16 protein-coding genes, 1 riboswitch and 2 other annotated features are annotated in these 17,487 nt (G+C 42.3%); of the genes, 13 read left to right on the forward strand and 3 right to left on the reverse strand.

Annotated elements, in window-relative coordinates:
• Nucleotides 1-32: 32 nt before the first annotated feature.
• From NXG61_RS02380 to fucO, 3 genes are all read right to left on the reverse strand, one after another.
• A complete protein-coding gene (locus tag NXG61_RS02380; RefSeq protein ID WP_196604500.1) occupies nt 33-1,010 on the reverse strand; it encodes a bile acid:sodium symporter family protein in 978 nt (325 codons plus the stop codon).
• A 105-nt stretch (nt 1,011-1,115) separates the two neighbouring features.
• Nucleotides 1,116-1,351: a binding site (T-box leader), on the reverse strand.
• A gap of 243 nt (nt 1,352-1,594) precedes the next feature.
• The gene (locus NXG61_RS02385; RefSeq protein ID WP_307223708.1) at nt 1,595-3,253 is read right to left on the reverse strand and encodes a 2-isopropylmalate synthase; all 1,659 of its coding nucleotides are present in this window, start codon (nt 3,251-3,253) and stop codon (nt 1,595-1,597) included.
• 255 nt (nt 3,254-3,508) lie between these two features.
• Nucleotides 3,509-3,774: a binding site (T-box leader), on the reverse strand.
• A 166-nt stretch (nt 3,775-3,940) separates the two neighbouring features.
• Complete coding sequence (gene fucO, locus NXG61_RS02390; RefSeq protein WP_307223687.1) at nt 3,941-5,092, reverse strand: lactaldehyde reductase; 1,152 nt, start codon at nt 5,090-5,092, stop codon at nt 3,941-3,943.
• Between the two features lie 272 nt (nt 5,093-5,364).
• Here fucO and nadA point away from each other — a divergent pair, with 272 nt between their 5' ends.
• From nadA to NXG61_RS02455, 13 genes are all read left to right on the forward strand, one after another.
• A complete protein-coding gene (nadA, locus tag NXG61_RS02395; RefSeq protein WP_196604391.1) occupies nt 5,365-6,267 on the forward strand; it encodes a quinolinate synthase NadA in 903 nt (300 codons plus the stop codon).
• Between the two features lie 14 nt (nt 6,268-6,281).
• Nucleotides 6,282-7,466: an L-aspartate oxidase gene (locus NXG61_RS02400; RefSeq protein ID WP_307223684.1), complete on the forward strand. Its 1,185-nt coding sequence runs from the start codon at nt 6,282-6,284 to the stop codon at nt 7,464-7,466.
• Nucleotides 7,466-8,317 (forward strand): carboxylating nicotinate-nucleotide diphosphorylase, encoded by an 852-nt coding sequence (gene nadC, locus NXG61_RS02405; protein ID WP_307223682.1) that lies wholly within the window; start codon nt 7,466-7,468, stop codon nt 8,315-8,317. Before NXG61_RS02400 ends, nadC begins: the two co-directional genes overlap by 1 nt.
• 60 nt (nt 8,318-8,377) lie before the next feature.
• The gene (locus NXG61_RS02410) at nt 8,378-8,905 is read left to right on the forward strand and encodes a transcription repressor NadR (protein WP_307223680.1); all 528 of its coding nucleotides are present in this window, start codon (nt 8,378-8,380) and stop codon (nt 8,903-8,905) included.
• A gap of 360 nt (nt 8,906-9,265) precedes the next feature.
• On the forward strand, nt 9,266-10,003 hold the full coding sequence (locus tag NXG61_RS02415; protein WP_196604387.1) for an amino acid ABC transporter ATP-binding protein: 738 nt from the start codon (nt 9,266-9,268) through the stop codon (nt 10,001-10,003).
• On the forward strand, nt 9,996-10,709 hold the full coding sequence (locus tag NXG61_RS02420) for an amino acid ABC transporter permease (RefSeq protein ID WP_196604386.1): 714 nt from the start codon (nt 9,996-9,998) through the stop codon (nt 10,707-10,709). Before NXG61_RS02415 ends, NXG61_RS02420 begins: the two co-directional genes overlap by 8 nt.
• Nucleotides 10,710-10,752: 43 nt before the next feature.
• Nucleotides 10,753-11,649, forward strand: a complete 897-nt coding sequence (locus NXG61_RS02425) for an ABC transporter substrate-binding protein (RefSeq protein ID WP_196604385.1) — start codon at nt 10,753-10,755, stop codon at nt 11,647-11,649.
• A gap of 249 nt (nt 11,650-11,898) precedes the next feature.
• Nucleotides 11,899-12,576, forward strand: coding sequence for an amino acid ABC transporter permease (locus NXG61_RS02430; RefSeq protein WP_196604384.1), 678 nt, complete (start codon nt 11,899-11,901; stop codon nt 12,574-12,576).
• Nucleotides 12,545-13,222: an amino acid ABC transporter permease gene (locus tag NXG61_RS02435; protein ID WP_196604383.1), complete on the forward strand. Its 678-nt coding sequence runs from the start codon at nt 12,545-12,547 to the stop codon at nt 13,220-13,222. The genes NXG61_RS02430 and NXG61_RS02435 overlap by 32 nt, the downstream gene beginning before the upstream one ends.
• A gap of 16 nt (nt 13,223-13,238) precedes the next feature.
• Nucleotides 13,239-13,982, forward strand: a complete 744-nt coding sequence (locus NXG61_RS02440; RefSeq protein WP_231038569.1) for an amino acid ABC transporter ATP-binding protein — start codon at nt 13,239-13,241, stop codon at nt 13,980-13,982.
• Between the two features lie 37 nt (nt 13,983-14,019).
• A complete protein-coding gene (locus NXG61_RS02445; RefSeq protein WP_196604381.1) occupies nt 14,020-14,901 on the forward strand; it encodes a cysteine ABC transporter substrate-binding protein in 882 nt (293 codons plus the stop codon).
• A gap of 60 nt (nt 14,902-14,961) precedes the next feature.
• Nucleotides 14,962-15,061: riboswitch (SAM riboswitch) on the forward strand.
• A 66-nt stretch (nt 15,062-15,127) separates the two neighbouring features.
• Entirely contained in the window at nt 15,128-16,261 is a 1,134-nt protein-coding gene (locus tag NXG61_RS02450) for a trans-sulfuration enzyme family protein (RefSeq protein WP_196604380.1), read from the forward strand.
• Nucleotides 16,262-16,279: 18 nt separating this feature from the next.
• Nucleotides 16,280-17,461, forward strand: coding sequence for a MalY/PatB family protein (locus NXG61_RS02455; protein WP_307223673.1), 1,182 nt, complete (start codon nt 16,280-16,282; stop codon nt 17,459-17,461).
• Nucleotides 17,462-17,487: the final 26 nt, after the last annotated feature.

Consider the following 17,487-nt stretch of genomic DNA (forward strand, 5'->3'; position numbering starts at 1 on the left):
CAAATAATATATATATATTCAGACGATGACGATCATGCGTTAATAGTGTTTTTTCGCGCTTTGGAAATATCCGTTTTTACTTCGTCTTCCGCCTTTGAGGCCAAACGATTTGCCAGCAGTGAGCCGGAAATATTATGCCATACACTGAAAATGGCACCCGGGATCGCCGCTGCTGCACTGAAATGCATAAGAGCCAAGGAAGTTGCCAACCCGCTGTTTTGCATACCGACTTCAAACATAACGGCTTTCTGTTTTGCAAAATCGAAACCGGCGATTCTGGCGGCGCAATAACCGAGTGTATAACCGCATAAGTTATGAATTATTACAATGCCTATGATCAACAGTCCCGTTTGAATGATTTTTTGTGCACTCACAGCAACAACAGCGCCAACTATCAGCATAATAGCCAGTACAGAAATAAGCGGCAGCACTTTCACTGCGTTCTGCACGAATCCGCCGAAAAGCCTGTTGACTACAATACCCAATGCGATAGGTACGACAACTACCTGAAAAATGGACAAAAACATAGCACCGAGAGAAATAGATACCCATGCACCTACAAGATACCACGTAAGCAGCGGAGTAATAAATGGCGCCAAGACCGTCGTGGCAATACCTATGGCCACAGACAGCGCAACGTCCCCCCTCGCAAGAAAAGTCATTACATTCGAAGATGTGCCGCTCGGACAGGTCCCGACCAGAATGACACCGACAGCCAGTTCCGGCGGAAGCCCAAAAGCTTTGGCAAGACCCCAGGCCAGCGCCGGCATTATGGTAAAATGAGCCAGTGAGCCTATAAAAACATCCCGCGGACGCTTAAAAACCAAAGAAAAATCCTCCCAGCGCAGTGTCATCCCCATACCGAACATTACGATTCCTAAAAGATATGTCACATATTGGGCAGCCCATTTAAATGTCCAAGGCTGCAGTAATGCTATAATGGCAATGAGCAGAACAAGCGCTGACATATATTTAGTCATAAAATTGCTGAACAAACTGAAAGCCTTCATTATTATAGTCCCCCTAAAATTATATGGATGATCCAAAAGAACAGAAAAACCGATATCAACTGCCGCTGCGTTTACTTTCCTATACAACAAAATCCGTCCCCCAAAGAAAGGGACGGATTTTTCCGCGATACCACCCTGATTCATTTATCACTGACGATAAATGCACTCACAACGTACTGACATACGCGTTCCCTGTAACGTGGGAAAGACGTCTTTGCTTACTTTTTTCAGCATTGCTTTTCAGAGATGATTTTCTGTAAAAATTCGTTTATCAGCTTGCACCGGCCGCTGACTCTCTGGGAAACGAATGAGCACATACTCTTTCTCTTCATAAAATTTATTGTGGATATATTTTATTGTTCTATAAGCACTAAAATGCTATGCCATTCATTCTATTATTTTAAAAATAATTTGTCAAGATGCATTTTTAAATAATTAAAAGAATATGCTCTTAGTTTTATAGTAAACCGCATGTAAAATTGTAATCCGAAAATTATAATAACAAGCAGTATATGATGTCCAATAAAATATGTTATTTGGAAAAATATCCCTTAGAATAAAAATTTAACTGCACAATTTTCCGCTTACAGCAATTTATTGACTGCGCTTATCAGCGCTTTGACTGACGCTGTTATTATGTCAGTATCCATACCTGCACCCCATACATTTTTGCCGTTTTCTCCAGTTATGCCTATATACGCCATTGCCCTTGAACTTGAACCGATCTCCATGGCATGCTCACTGTAGATCAAATTGCTGTAATTGATTTTAAGCTCTTTCTGTAAGGCGTTGCTGACAGCATCAAGCCTGCCGTTGCCTTGCGCAGACAGACGTTTTTCATTGCCGTTGATATATAAGTGTACTGTTCCGTTCCGCATTCCATCCGCTGTTTTATTGAGTTTAAAATCAATAAGAGAAAGCGGGGCTTCGATGTTAACGTAAAAATCATGAAATATTTTATAAATTTCATCCGGCAGAAGCTCCTTATGCTTTCGATCCGAAATATCCTTAACACAGTAACCGAAATCCTCGCGCATCTTTTTCGGCATATCAAGACCGTACTTCTGTTCCATTATATAAGCCACGCCGCCTTTACCGGACTGACTATTGATCCGGATAACATCTCCGTCGTATTCCCTGCCGATATCCTTTGGATCTATCAGCAGATAAGGAACCGTCCAATGAGCCGGTTTTTCTTTTTCCCGCCATTTCATTCCCTTGGCTATGGCATCCTGATGTGAACCGGAAAATGCGGCAAAAACAAGACTCCCTGAATAAGGCTGCCGGTCATATACGTGCATGCGTGTCACGCTTTCATACAGATTTATTATTTCCGGCATATTGCTGAAATCAAGCTGCGGATCTATCCCCAGCGCCGCCATATTCATCGCAATGGTGACAATATCGGCATTGCCGGTGCGTTCACCATTGCCGAAAAGCGTACCTTCTATTCTGTCAGCACCCGCCAAAAGTCCCATTTCCGAATCCGCCACACCGGTGCCTCGGTCATTATGCGGATGCAGAGATAAAACTACATTATCACGATATTTAAGATTTTGTGACATATAAGCGATCTGAGCCGCATAAATATGAGGCATGGACATTTGCACAGTAGACGGAAGATTTATGATGGATTTTTTGTCAGCTGTGGGCTGCCATATATCTAAAACAGCATTGCAGACCTCGCAGGCATAATCCACTTCCGTTCCTGTGAAACTTTCGGGAGAGTATTCAAAGCGATAGCTCTGTCCCGCTGCTTCAGTAAGTTCTTTAAGCATTACAGCACCATTGACAGCTATTTTTTTTATATTTTCTCTGGATTTCTTAAAAACTTGTTCCCGCTGAGCCACGGAGGTAGAATTATAAACATGAACAACGGCATTCTTCACACCATCCAATGCCTCAAAAGTCCTCTTTATTATATGCTCGCGTGCCTGTGTCAATACCTGCACTGTGACATCGTCGGGGATAAGGTCTTTTTCGACAAGTGTACGAAGAAATTCATACTCTGTTTCTGAAGCCGCAGGAAAACCTACTTCAATTTCCTTAAATCCAATTTTTAAAAGCATTTTGTAAAATTCTATCTTTTCATCAAGACTCATAGGAATCACAAGTGCCTGATTGCCATCGCGCAAATCAACACTGCACCAGACAGGTGCCTTGCCGGGATGTTCTTTAAAAGCCCAGCTCATATCAATTTGCGGAGGCATAAAATAGTTTTTTGTATACTTTTCGACGTTCATTTTCGACATGATTAGATCCTCCTAAAATATTTCTGAAAAATGCACCGTCTTGTGATTCCAGCAGGAATTTATTACGAAAAATTTCTGATCAACAGGTGCAGACAGGCATTTGAATACACGGATGCTACACCTCTGGCGGGGGTGTATACGCATATGCAAAACAGGCTTGGCTAAAGTTGTGCAGCGATGGTGAGGTTTCGGCTGCACTCTTTGGCAAAAGAAATTTTTACAAATAAAAAAGCCTTTCGTCTCTTTGCAAGAGACGAAAGGCTATGCTTTCGCGGTACCACTCAAATTCACACCGTAAAAAAACGGTATGCACTTTTACAGATACGCATCACTAAAAACGTGATGTTATATCTTTCCGTTTTAACGGCCGGATCCCCGTCTGCACCTACTCTGTATCATTTCAGCCAGCTGCTTCAAGGCGAGTTCATACCTGGTCAGACTATTGCTTTTCACCGCACAGCAACTCTCTGGTAGTTTTTGCAGGTATTACTATTCCTTTGCAACGCATTTTTCGTATGCTTTATACAATAGCACATGAAAATAACTTTGGCAAGTAATTTTGTATACAAAATTACAAAAAAATTCATTTATATGCGTATCTTAAAATTAAAAACAATTTAAAACTTTTTATGATATTATTTCTAAAGCTTTTTTTAAATGTTGTTTTATGATCGAAAATTACAATATTGATCTATATAGATTTTCTATTTCTTTAAGTGAAGCGTCCCGAGGATTGCCTGGTGTACAGGCATCCGCCATTGCCGATTCTGCAAGGAACTTTATGTCTTTCTCCTTGATTCCCAGCTCACTCAGTTTTTGCGGGATACCGACATCGGCGCTGAGTTTTTCCACTGCGGCGATACACTCTTTGCGGGCCTCTTTTATACTCATATCCTTCGTTTTTTTCACGCCCATAGCTTTCGCCACTGCACGATATTTTTCACCGGTCGCCTCAGCATTGAATTTAAGAACAGGTGTGAGCAGCATCGCACAGGCAACACCATGCGGTGTATCGTAAACAGCACTCAGGGGGTGGGCCATCGAGTGCACTATCCCGAGTCCGACATTGGAAAAACCCATGCCTGCTATATATTGGCCAAGTGCCATATCCGCCCGTCCTTTTGGTTCCCCTTTTACTGAGCCGCGCAGAGAGCGGGAAATTATTTCAATGGCTTTTAAATGCATCATGTCAGTAAGTTCCCAAGCTCCTTTTGTTATATAACCCTCGATAGCATGCACCAGAGCATCCATGCCCGTTGCAGCGCAAAGCTTTGCAGGCATGGATGCTGTCATATCCGGATCTATTATGGCAACAACTGGAATATCATGGGGATCGGTACAGACAAATTTACGATTTTTTTCCTCATCTGTGATAACATAATTTATCGTTACTTCAGCGGCTGTTCCTGAAGTTGTGGAAACAGCTATAATAGGCAGGCACTTATGTTTCGTAGGAGAAGCTCCCTCAAGACTTCTGACATCGGCGAATTCAGGATTTTTTATAATAACAGCAACCGCTTTGCTCGTATCTATTGCACTGCCGCCGCCCACAGCCACAATGGCATCCGCCCTGCAGTCTCTGCAAAATTCAACACCTTCAGTAACGTTTTTGATAGTCGGGTTTGCCTTTATCTTATCATATATTTCATATGCGATATCCGCATCATCCATAACAAAGCATACTTTAGTGGCAACTTTGAATTCCAGCAGATCCTTATCAGTAACAAGCATGATTTTTTTCAAGCCGCGGCTCTTTATTTCATCGGCTATTTTTGTTATAGCACCCTCCCCGAAATAAGACGTTTCATTTAATATTGTTCTGCATATCATTACAAGTTCTCCTCTCTAAAATAAAAAAAATATACAATTTTCTTAAAAATCTTAATACAACATAAAAAAATATAAATAAAGTTTAATTAAAGATAGTATAACGCAAATAAATTTACTTATCAAGCTAATAAATGAATTTAAGAAACTCCGGTATTTCTTCTTTTTATCTGTCTTGTCACATGTAAAATTATCTGTTATACTGCATGTTAATATCTGAAAAGCAGATAAATAATTTCTGCCAAACTTTTGACAGGCAAATTGGAGAGAAGCCGATGATTAATGATGAAGATCTAACAGCACTGAAAAAACAAAGGAACGCCGTTATCCTGGCACATTATTATGCAGCACCCGAAGTGCAGGATGTGGCCGATTATGTTGGTGATTCCTTTTACCTAAGCAAAATTGCCGCCGGTATAAAATGCAGCACGATAGTCTTCGCCGGCGTAAAATTCATGGGTGAATGCGCCAAAATACTTAATCCGCAAAAAGACGTACTGATGCCGGACGATCGTGCCGACTGTTTTATGGCACATATGATTGACAATGAATTTATAAAAGAGTGCAGGAATAAATTTGAAGATCTTGCTGTCGTCTGCTATATCAACTCGACAACAGAGACAAAAGTATGCTCTGATGTATGCGTCACTTCATCCAATGCCGTAAATATAGTACAAAAATTGCCAAATAAAAATATTTTATTTATTCCTGATAAAAATCTTGGCCGTCATGTAGCAATGCAGGTACCAGAAAAAAACTTTATCTTCAATGACGGATTTTGTCCGATCCATGAACATATGCGTATACAGGAAATCCTTGCCCTGAAAAAAGCTCATCCGAATGCAGCTGTGCTTGCACATCCCGAGTGCAACGAAGAAATTATAAACACTGCCGATTATATAGGTTCGACAAGCGGCATTTTAAATTATGCGGCGCAGAACCATAACACGGAATTTATTATAGCCACAGAGATCGGCATAATGCATAAACTGAAACTGGCAAATGCGAAAAAAAACTATTACTTTCCCGACACCGTTCCCAAATGCCTGAACATGAAACTAAATACTTTGGACAGTGTTGTCAAAGTGTTAAAAAACGGCAGTAATTCTGTTCATGTCGCTGAAGAGCTGATCGAACCAGCACGCAGGACATTGGTCAGAATGCTGGAATTGGCATAAGGAGAAAAACAACAATGAAAAAAACAGCATATGATGTTGCAATAGCAGGCTGCGGTGTTGGCGGACTTTATACTGCCTTAAACATGCCGCACAATAAAAATATACTTATAATAACAAAAAGTGATGTTGCGAGCAGTGATTCGATGCTTGCACAGGGCGGCATATGCGTTCTTCATGACGAAAATGATTATGATGCTTATTTTGAAGATACGATGAAGGCCGGACATTATGAAAACCGTAAAGAAAGTGTCGGTATTATGATCAGCTCAAGCCGAAGCATCATCAATGATCTGCTGGAACTTGGCGTGCGTTTCGAAAAAAACAATGACGGCTCGCTCAAGTATACTCGCGAGGGTGCTCATTCACGTCCGCGTATTTGCTTTCATGAAGATGTCACCGGCAAAGAAATCACTACGGTCCTTTTAGAAAAGGTAAAAGAGCTGCCCAACGTGGATATTCTTGAATACACTACTATGACCGATATTCAGGAAAAAAAGGGCATATGTACCGGCATAAAAGCCATGCAGGATGATGAAGAACTTATTATATCCTCTCCATATGTAGTCATGGCCACAGGAGGGATAGGCGGCCTTTATGAACATTCGACCAATTTTCCTCACCTGACAGGAGACGGCTGCCGTATAGCAAAAGAGCACGGCGTTGCGCTCGAGCATATGGATTATGTACAGATACATCCGACCAGTTTGTATAGTAAAAACAACGGACGCAGTTTTCTTATATCCGAATCGGCACGTGGGGAAAATGCTGTATTGCTCAACAGCCGCGGTGAACGTTTCGTAGATGAGCTTCTGCCCCGTGATGTGGTTTCGGCAGCGATTTACAAGGAAATGCAAAAAGAAGGTTCCCAGCATGTCTGGATGTCCTTTGCAAAAGTACCGGAAAAAGTGATCAAAGAACACTTTCCGCATATTTATGAAAAATGTCTGGAAGAAGGCTATAACATCCTGAAAGAGCCTATCCCCATAGTGCCCGCCCAGCACTATTTCATGGGTGGCGTGCATGTAGACAGCAACTCTGAAACAACTATGCCAAATCTTTTTGCAGTGGGAGAAACAAGCTGCAACGGAGTGCATGGGAAAAACAGACTGGCGAGCAACAGCCTGCTTGAAAGTCTTGTTTTTGCCAAACGTGCCGCTAAGGAAATCAGTCAGAGAATAAACCAGGGGAAATGTATATAATGAATGATATTACAATGCGTACCGTTGCCGACAAATATATAAAATTAGCGCTGGAAGAAGACATAAGCAGCGAAGATGTATCTACCAACGCAGTCATGCCCGTATACAAAAAAGCTTCTGCACAATTGATTTGCAAAGAGGACGGTATACTCGCGGGGCTTTGTGTTTTTGAACGTGTTTTTCATTTGCTTGATCCGTTGACACAAATAATTTTTTATGCAGAAGACGGCTGCCGTGCAGTCAAGGGAAGTAAAATCGCCGATATAACCGGTGATGCGCGTGTGCTCCTTTCCGGTGAAAGAACAGCCCTTAATTATCTCCAGCGAATGAGCGGCATTGCCACATATACGGCTTCAGTGGCTGCCCTTTTTAAAGGAAGCCGGACAAAACTGCTGGATACGAGAAAAACTACACCGTGTATGCGTATCTTTGAAAAATACGCTGTCAGAGTGGGCGGCGGCTTCAATCACCGTTATAATTTATCGGACGGTGTTCTGATCAAGGATAACCATATAGGCGCAGCCGGCAGTGTATCCGCTGTTGTTGCCGCGGCAAGAAAATACGCGCCGTTTGTCCGTAAGATAGAAATAGAGACGGAAAATATGGAAATGGTAAAAGAAGCGGTAAGGGCGGGAGCCGACATAATAATGCTTGATAATATGCCCGCCGAGGAAATGAAAAAAGCTGTAGATTTTATCGCAGGACGGGCCGAAACGGAATGTTCGGGCAACATAACAAGAGAAAATATTGAAAAAATACTGTCTGTTGGTGTAGACTATATATCAAGCGGCGCGCTGACGCATTCCGCCCCCATTTTAGATTTGAGCCTGAAAAATCTGCACATTCTTTGAAACTTTCGGATCGTCAGCCTATGCTTGCGTAATTCACTGATCAAAGAGGGAGGAAAAATAATGACTGGAGAAGAACGCAGAAAAATCATTATAGATGCTATCAAAAATTCCAATGAACCTTTGTCCGGAGGTGCGCTGGGCAAGCTGACCGGTGTCAGCAGACAAGTAGTCGTACAGGATATTGCTCTTTTAAGAGCACAGGAATATCCTGTGCTGGCAACAAACAGAGGGTATATCTTCAGCACTGCACACAAGTTCACACGTATTCTAAAAATGCAGCACAGCAATGAGCAGACCGAGGACGAGCTGAAAACCATAGTTGATCTGGGCGGAACCGTAGTTGATGTTATGATCAACCACAGAGTATACGGTAAAATGCTCGCCCGGCTTAATATCCACAGCCGGCGTGACGTGAATAATTTCATGCAGGATATAAAGATGGGAAAATCCACACCGCTGATGAATATAACCTCAGGATATCACTTTCACACTGTATCTGCAGATTCACAGGAAGCGCTGGCAGAAATAGAATCAGCTCTGCACAAAAAAGGATATCTGGCGGAAATACTTCCCTATGAACAGATATGATCATCGGCATTGCCGCTCTGTCTGTGAAACATTTTTACAAAATATATATAAAAATCCTGCTGTCAGTATTTCCTCAAAAACAATTTAGCATTTAAAAATTATATTTATTATATATTAATGGCATATCAGCTAAATATATTAGTTCATTGTGCTAGAATACCAAAATTTTATTCAAAAATTGTGCTTATATACATTGACTTGTTTAGGCGGCACATGATAGAATAGACCCAATAATTGAGAATATACAGAGCAAGGGCGCTCATTCCCTGTACCAGGGGATGAGTGCTCTTTTTTTATAAATTTCAGGCTGCTGCCGAAATATGATTCTGTCTATCTCCTATTGTAAAGAGGTGGTTGTTTATGTTCAATATATTTGATCTAAAAAAGAACTATGGCAAGACAGAAGTGTTGAAAAGCATAACAATGCGGATTGATGACGGTGAAGTCATTTGCATCATCGGCCCATCCGGTTCCGGCAAAAGCACCTTTTTACGCTGCCTGAATCTGTTGGAAGAACCCACAGGAGGACAGATTTACTATAATGGAACTATACTTGACAATAAGCTTGACAGCAAACGCCTGCGCAGAGAAGTCGGCATGGTTTTTCAGAAATTCAATCTGTTTCCCATGTTTACCGTTCTAAAGAATGTTATGTATGCACCGATGCATGTCAAACATACGGCGCGGAAAGATGCTGAAGAGATCGCACGTAATCTTTTAGAAAAAGTCGGACTTGCCGACAAAGCAGACTCTTATCCATCGCAGCTTTCCGGCGGGCAGCAGCAGCGTGTGGCCATAGCCAGAGCGCTTGCCATGCAGCCAAAGATGCTGCTTTTCGATGAGCCTACATCCGCCCTTGATCCGGAGCTTGTCAGCGAGGTGCTTACCGTAATGAAAAATCTTAGAAAAGACGGTATGTCTATGGTCGTGGTAACGCATGAAATGGGCTTTGCAAGAGATGTCTCAGACAGAGTCGTATTCATGGATAAGGGATATATTGTTGAAGAAGGACTTCCTGCCGAGATATTCAACCATCCCAAGCAGGAACGTACACAGCAATTTTTAAACAGAGTACTTGGAGGTGTAAGCTATGAATAACTTACTTTCGCAGCTGCATTTTGCTGCAGCGGCAGAATATCTTGTACCATCACTGATTCACGGTATCGGTGTTGTTTTGGAAGCTACGATCTTCGGTTTTATACTGGCCACTATTGTCGGTATTTTCATTGCTATCGGCCGCCTTTTTGCCTGGAAGCCGGTAAAAGCCTTTTTGTATGTTTTTCTGGAAATTATACGCGGTACCCCTTTGCTTGTGCAGCTCGTATATATTTATTATGTAGTCCCGCTTATTATCAATCTTCTTGCCGCCATGCTGGGTTATAAAACAGATGTCCAAATAGATCCGCTCACTGCCGGCATAGCAGGGCTGGCTGTCAATTATGGCTGCTACATGTCGGAAGTTATACGTGCCGGTATAGTATCCATCGACAAGGGACAGACAGAAGCCGCTCTCGTTTTGGGTTTTGGACGTTATGAAGCTCTGTTCCGCATAATAATGCCGCAGGCTCTGCGCAGCATAATACCCTCACTGGGAAATTATCTTGTCATGATGATCAAGGATACTTCGCTGCTGGCCTATGTTGCCGTGAATGAACTGCTGCTGCGTACACAGACTTTTGCCTCGCAAACCTTTTATACTATCGAAGCATACACTTATCTGGCATTGTTCTATCTTATTTTAAGTGTTCCGTTGTCACATTGTGTAAAATTCATTGAGTACAAACTGTCTTCTTCAAACAGGTAGTTATTATTTAATCATTTAAATGAATATGAAAGGCTGGTTTATCATGAAAAATTCCTGTAAAAAGCTTTTTATCCTTACTGTCCTGGTATTATCTTCACTTTTCCTTCTCGCAGGCTGCGGTTCCGAAGATGCAAAGCCTGCTCCCGGCTCATCCGCCTCAAGTTCTTCCGGAGACGGGAACACACTTGCCAAAATACGCGAAAAAGGCGTATTGGTAGTGGGGTCCTCCAATGATGCACCATTTGCTTACATGGATACTAAAACAAATAAGTTTTCCGGTGTAGACTCTGAAATAATCGAAGAAATAGCAAAGAGACTAAACATCCCAAAGGTAGAAATGAAACAGGTTCCTTTTGAAAATCTGCTGGTGGAACTTGACAACGGCTCTATAGATATGGTTACTGATGCCATGTATATCAAACCCGAACGTCTGCAGAAAGCATCGTTCACCAATATCTGGTATACAGAAGGCGAAGCTGTCGTTATAAAAAAAGATTCACCGATAAAAAGCAAGGCTGATCTTAAAGACAAAGTTATAGGCGGACAAAAGGGCGTGACATTCCTTGAACTTGCCAACAAATGGAAAGATGCCGGCGAGGTCAAAGATGTTAAAGTATTCAACAGTCAAGCTGAATTGATGATGGCAGTTAATACAGGCAAAATCGATGCATGCATAACGGACGGTATAGTTGCCGGTTATACACTCAAGCAAAACGCATCACTTGATTTGCAGATCTTGAGTCCATATACACCGGAAGCATCAGGGAAAATCGGTGCTGCAATACGTTTCGGCGATAAGGATCTGCTTGATGCCGTGAACGGTGAACTGGAAAAAATGCGCAGTGACGGCACGCTCAAAACAATTCTTGAAAAATACGGACTTCCCGAAAATTATATGGTACTGTCAGCCGATGAAGCTAAAACACAGAACGTAAAATAATAGGGAATAAACCGTACAAATAAAAACACGCTTGCGATCATTCAGAAAAAATCCTGTATTATTAAAGAAAATATAGAACTATAATTAAAATATCATCAACCGATGATATTTTGATTGACAATATATTAACTGCGTGATAATATGTTGTCAATCAAAAGCATATATGTCGGCTGATCAAAAAAATTGAAGGCCGGACACGGTATTTACTTATCGTGTCCGGCCTTTTTTATTGAATACGGAAAGAAGTTGATGCATTTGGATTTATTGTTTATCCAAAAATTTGCTCCCATGTATGCCAAGGCAGCCGTCATTACAGTACAGCTGGCCTGTACGGGAATAGTAATGGCAATACTGACCGGTCTTTTAGTCAGTATTGTACGTTACAGAAAAATCCCGGTACTATCTCAGCTGTTTTTTGCTTATGTGCAACTCTTTCGCAACACACCTCTTCTGGTTCAACTGTTTTTCCTCTATTTCGGTCTGCCTAAGCTGGGGATTCATATTTCCGGTCCCGCATGTGCCATTGCAGGTCTCACCCTTTTGGGCGGCAGCTATATGGCCGAAGCATTCAGAGCAGGTCTGAGTTCCGTTTCTAAAAGCCAGATAGAGGCAGCAGAGGCGCTGGGCTTTTCCCATATGCAGATAATGCGTTATGTAATAGTGCCGCAGGCATTGGCTGTATCGATCCCACCGCTGTGCGCCAACGTGATTTTTCTTATCAAGGAAACTTCTGTTTTCAGTGTTGTGGCTCTGTCAGACCTTGTCTATGTAGCAAAAGATCTTATCGGGTTGTACTATAAAACAGATGAAGCCCTTTTGCTACTGGTTATTTCTTATTTGATTATTTTACTGCCCGTTTCCTTGCTGGCATCGTTACTGGAAAGGAGAATCCGTTATGCAGGATTTGGGAATACGGGTATTGTTTGAAGGTGAAAACGGCATTCGTCTTCTGCTGGGGCTGCTGGTCACCATAAAACTATCAGTCATTACTATCATTGCTTCCTGCATATTGGGAACTATTATGGGAATGCTTATGACCCTGCGCCACCCTGCCGTCCATTTTATTACCCGCATTTATTTGGAATTTATCCGCATTATGCCTCAGCTGGTTCTCTTATTTATAGCCTATTTCGGCTTGACGAGAGCAGCCGGCATAAACTTATCAGGCTTTACAGCAGCTGTGATCGTATTTATTCTGTGGGGTACCGCGGAAATGGGAGATCTGGTACGCAGCGCACTTATTTCTATACCCAGGAATCAATACGAAAGCGGTGCGGCACTGGGATTTTCCAAAATTCAACTGTATCGATTCATTATCCTGCCGCAGGCACTGCGCCGTCTGATACCGCCGGCGATGAATCTGGCTACACGCATGATCATGACTACCTCTCTTGTTGTATTGATCGGTGTTGTCGAGATGCTTAAGGTGGGCCAGCAGATCATTGAAGCAAACCGCTATACCGCACCGACAGCAGCTCTTTGGATTTACGGCGCAATATTTTTTTTGTACTTTTTTTCCTGCTGGCCGCTGACACTGGCGGCAAACTGCCTGGAAAAAAGGTGGAAGGAGTAATATGGAAAATAAAACGCTGCTGAGAATAGAGCACCTGAAAAAGACATTCGGTGATCATACCATCTTAAAGGATATTTCCATGGAAGTGAAAAAAGGGGAGGTTATCGTGATCATCGGCCCTTCCGGCTGCGGCAAGTCAACTTTTCTGCGATGTCTCAACCATCTGGAAACAATTGACGGCGGCGCCGTTTATTTTAAAGACGAATGCATCAGCGGCAAAAATATATCAAGAGCGGTCATCTGCCAGCATATCGGTATGGTTTTTCAGAGCTATGATCTTTTTAATCATCTGACGGTCATAGACAATATTACTTTGGCTGCCATACAGGTGCAGCACAGGAAGAAAGCCGAAGTAGAACAGGCTGCACGCAGACTGCTGGCAAGAGTAGGACTCGCGGATAAGGAAACTGCCTACCCCCGTCAGCTGTCCGGCGGCCAAAAACAGCGTATTGCCATGATCCGGGCACTTATTCTCAATCCCGAAGTAATGCTTTTTGATGAAGTAACCGCATCACTGGATCCAGAAATGGTGCGTGAAGTCCTTGATGTGATAATCGGGCTTACCAGACAGGGAATGACAATGCTGATCGTCACACATGAAATGTCATTTGCCCGTGCGGTAGCAGACCGTATTTTTTTCTTTGACGACGGTCAAATCATAGAGGAAAATGTTCCGGAACGGTTTTTCGATAAACCGGGAACCGAACGGGCCGGCCAATTTTTAAATAGCTTTAAGTTTAATTCTGTAAAGGTAAAATAGGTATTTACAATAGACAAAGGAAAAGAGGTAAATTAACATGAGAATCAGGAAATTATATCTACTGCTGGCCGCACTTGCAATTATTGCCGCTGCTGTTTTTGCGGGCGGCTGCAAGAATGAAGCTGCCACAGACAGTCAGCAGAGTACGGGTTCGGGAGAAACTGCATTCCGTTCGCTGGACGAAATCAAGAAAAGCGGTGAGGTCATTGTCGGCGTATTCAGCGATAAAGCTCCTTTCGGTTATATCGACAAAGAGGGGAATTATCAGGGCTATGACGTATATTTCGGCAACAGGCTGGCAAAGGATCTGGGAGTAAAGGTCAAGTATGTCTCCGTCGAACCGGCTAATCGTGTCGAGTATCTGAAGACCGGCAAAGTGGACATAATCCTGGCTAACTTCACGGTTACGCCGGAACGTGCCGAACAGGTAGATTTTGCACTGCCATATATGAAAGTGGCTCTTGGTGTGGTATCGCCTGACGGCGCACTTATAACCAGTCCTGACCAGCTTAAAGGAAAGACACTTATTGTCGCCAAGGGAACTACTGCCGAAACTTATTTCACAAAACATTATCCTGATGTGAATCTCCTGAAATTTGACCAATATACCGAAACCTACAATGCACTTGTCGATGGACGCGGTGACGCATTTTCGACCGATAATACAGAAGTTCTGGCCTGGGCTTTAAAAAACAAGGGCTTTACTGTTGGCATAACATCGCTGGGTGACACCGATACCATAGCTGCGGCTGTGCATAAGGGTAATAAAGAACTGCTTGATTTTATCAATGACGACATCAAAAAACTGGCCGGTGAAAATTTCTTCCACAAGGATTATGAAGAAACGCTGGCTCCGGTGTACGGTACTGCGGTCAGCCCCGATGATCTTGTTGTTGAAGGCGGAGAAGTAAAAAAATAATTTTCATAAATAATAAAATTTACATTTAATCGTTTTTGCTTTATAATAAACATATATTATCTCTTATTTAGAGTGGTGGAGGGACTGGCCCGATGACACCCAGCAACCGGCGTTTACGCAAGGTGCTAATTCCTGCAGGAGAAATCCTGAAAAATGAGAGGATGCGTCGAAAAGACCCTTCTTCTTTTGGAAGGGTCTTTTTTAGTATATTTTAGGAGGGTTATACATGGATTTAGAATCCAAAATTGTCCATATAGGAATAAATTCTGACGAAAAAACCGGAGCGATAAGCACACCTATCTACAATACTGCTTCTTTTGCCCATCCGGCTCTGGGAAAAAGTACGGGTTTTGACTACACCAGAAGCAAAAATCCAACGCGTCAAGTAGCAGAGGACGGACTGGCCCTTTTAGAAAACGGCAGTGACGGATTTGCTTTTTCTTCCGGAATGGCTGCTGCCACAGCTGTATTGATGCTATATAAGCCAGGCGATCACATTATCCTGACAGATGACTGCTATGGCGGGACATACAGACTATTCAGCCAGATTTTTATCAATTACGGTATAAGTTTTTCCATAGCCGATACCAGTTCACAGCAATCGGTAATGTCAGCAATAAAGGAAAATACAAAAGCCATATTCATAGAAACGCCTACTAATCCGATGATGAAAATCACAGATATAGCTTCACTTGCGGCTATATGCCAAAAACGTGGAATACAGCTTATCGTAGACAATACTTTTTTGACACCGTATTTTCAACGTCCTATTGAACTTGGCGCAGATATTGTCCTTCACAGCGGGACCAAATATCTGGCCGGACATAATGACCTTTTGTGCGGGATAGTCGTAACACGTGAAAAAACTATCGGTGAAAAAATACGTTTTATCCAGAATGCTACAGGGAATATACTCAGTCCAAGTGACAGCTGGCTTCTGATAAGAGGCTTGAAAACCTTAGGTCTGCGTATGGAAAAACACAATGAAAATGCGAAAAAAATAGCCTATTGGCTTAACGGTCAACCGCATATAGAACATGTATATTACCCCGGACTGGAAGATCATCCGGGAAGGGAAATCCATAATAAACAAGCTTCAGGCTGCGGCGGAATAATTTCTTTTGCAGTCGATAATCCTGATCTGGTACCCAGAATACTAAGCAGTGTCAAATTCATTCAATTTGCGGAAAGCCTGGGCGGTGTGGAAAGTCTGATAACATTTCCTTCATGTCAAACCCATACGGATATTCCTGAGGAAATACGTCATAAACTGGGCATTACGGATAAGTTGCTGCGGCTTTCAGTCGGAATAGAAAATTATCAGGATATAATCAGCGACCTGGAACAAGCGTTAGAATAAAAACGGAGAGACAAATATATGAATTTTGATGAAATAATAGATAGAAAAAATAATTTTGCAGCAAAATATGACGAACTTAAACAAAAATTCGGGCGCAGTGATTTAATACCGCTTTGGATAGCCGATATGGATTTCAGAACAGCAGAGCCAATCATTGAAGCGATAAAGCAACGTGCGGACCAGGGCATATTCGGTTATACGTCACGACCTGATTCATATTATGAAGCAGTTTGCGACTGGCTCGAAAAATATCATGGTTGGCGACCGGAAAAGCAGCTCATGCTGCACAATCTTGGTGTGGTTGTCTCGCTCAGTATGCTTATTCAGAATTTTACGCAGCCGGGCGATAAGATAATTATTCAGACACCCGTTTATTATCCGTTTTTTGATGTTATCAAAAATAATGATCGCAGCTTAGTGGAAAATCCGCTCAAACAAGTAAACGGACATTATGAAATGGATTACGCTGATTTTGAGCAGCAGGCCCAAAACGGTGCTAAATGGTTTTTGCTGTGCAGTCCGCATAATCCCGTAGGCAGAGTTTGGACCAGAGAAGAACTTCAGCGCATAGGCGAAATATGCCTGAAATACAAGGTACGCATCATAGCCGATGAAATACATGCAGACATTGTATTTCCCGGGCATAAGCATGTGCCTATCGCAAGCATCTCACCTCTGTTGTCTCGGATTACGATTACCTGCCTGGCACCGAGCAAAACATTCAATCTGGCAGGACTGCAGGCTTCAATAATAATTTTCCCTACCAAAGAAGAACGTGATAAATTTGATGACATTCTCGGTGTGCTGGACATAAAAAGAAACAGCTGCTTTAATCTCGTGGCCGTTGAGGCAGCCTACAGACAGGGAAGAGCCTGGCTCGAAAATGTTTTAAAATATATTGAGGGCAATTTTAAATATATAAACGATTATTGCAAAAATAATATTCCGGCTATAAAACCTAATTATCCGGAGGGGACATATCTTGTTCTTCTGGATTGCAGGCAATTAGGTCTTGATCAAAAACAGCTGCATGATTTTATGGTAAATAAGGCCCGAGTGGCACTTGATGATGGTTTTTGGTTCAGTAATACACTTGAACAATACATGCGCCTCAATGCAGCTTGTCCCCGGCATACGCTGCAAAAAGCGCTGCAGCAGATAGCAGAAGCTGTACACACACTGCAAACTGAAAATATATAAATATAAAAACACCATAAAGAAGCTAA

Source organism: Pectinatus haikarae (genome assembly GCF_050916305.1).
GTDB lineage: Bacteria > Bacillota > Negativicutes > Selenomonadales > Selenomonadaceae > Pectinatus > Pectinatus haikarae.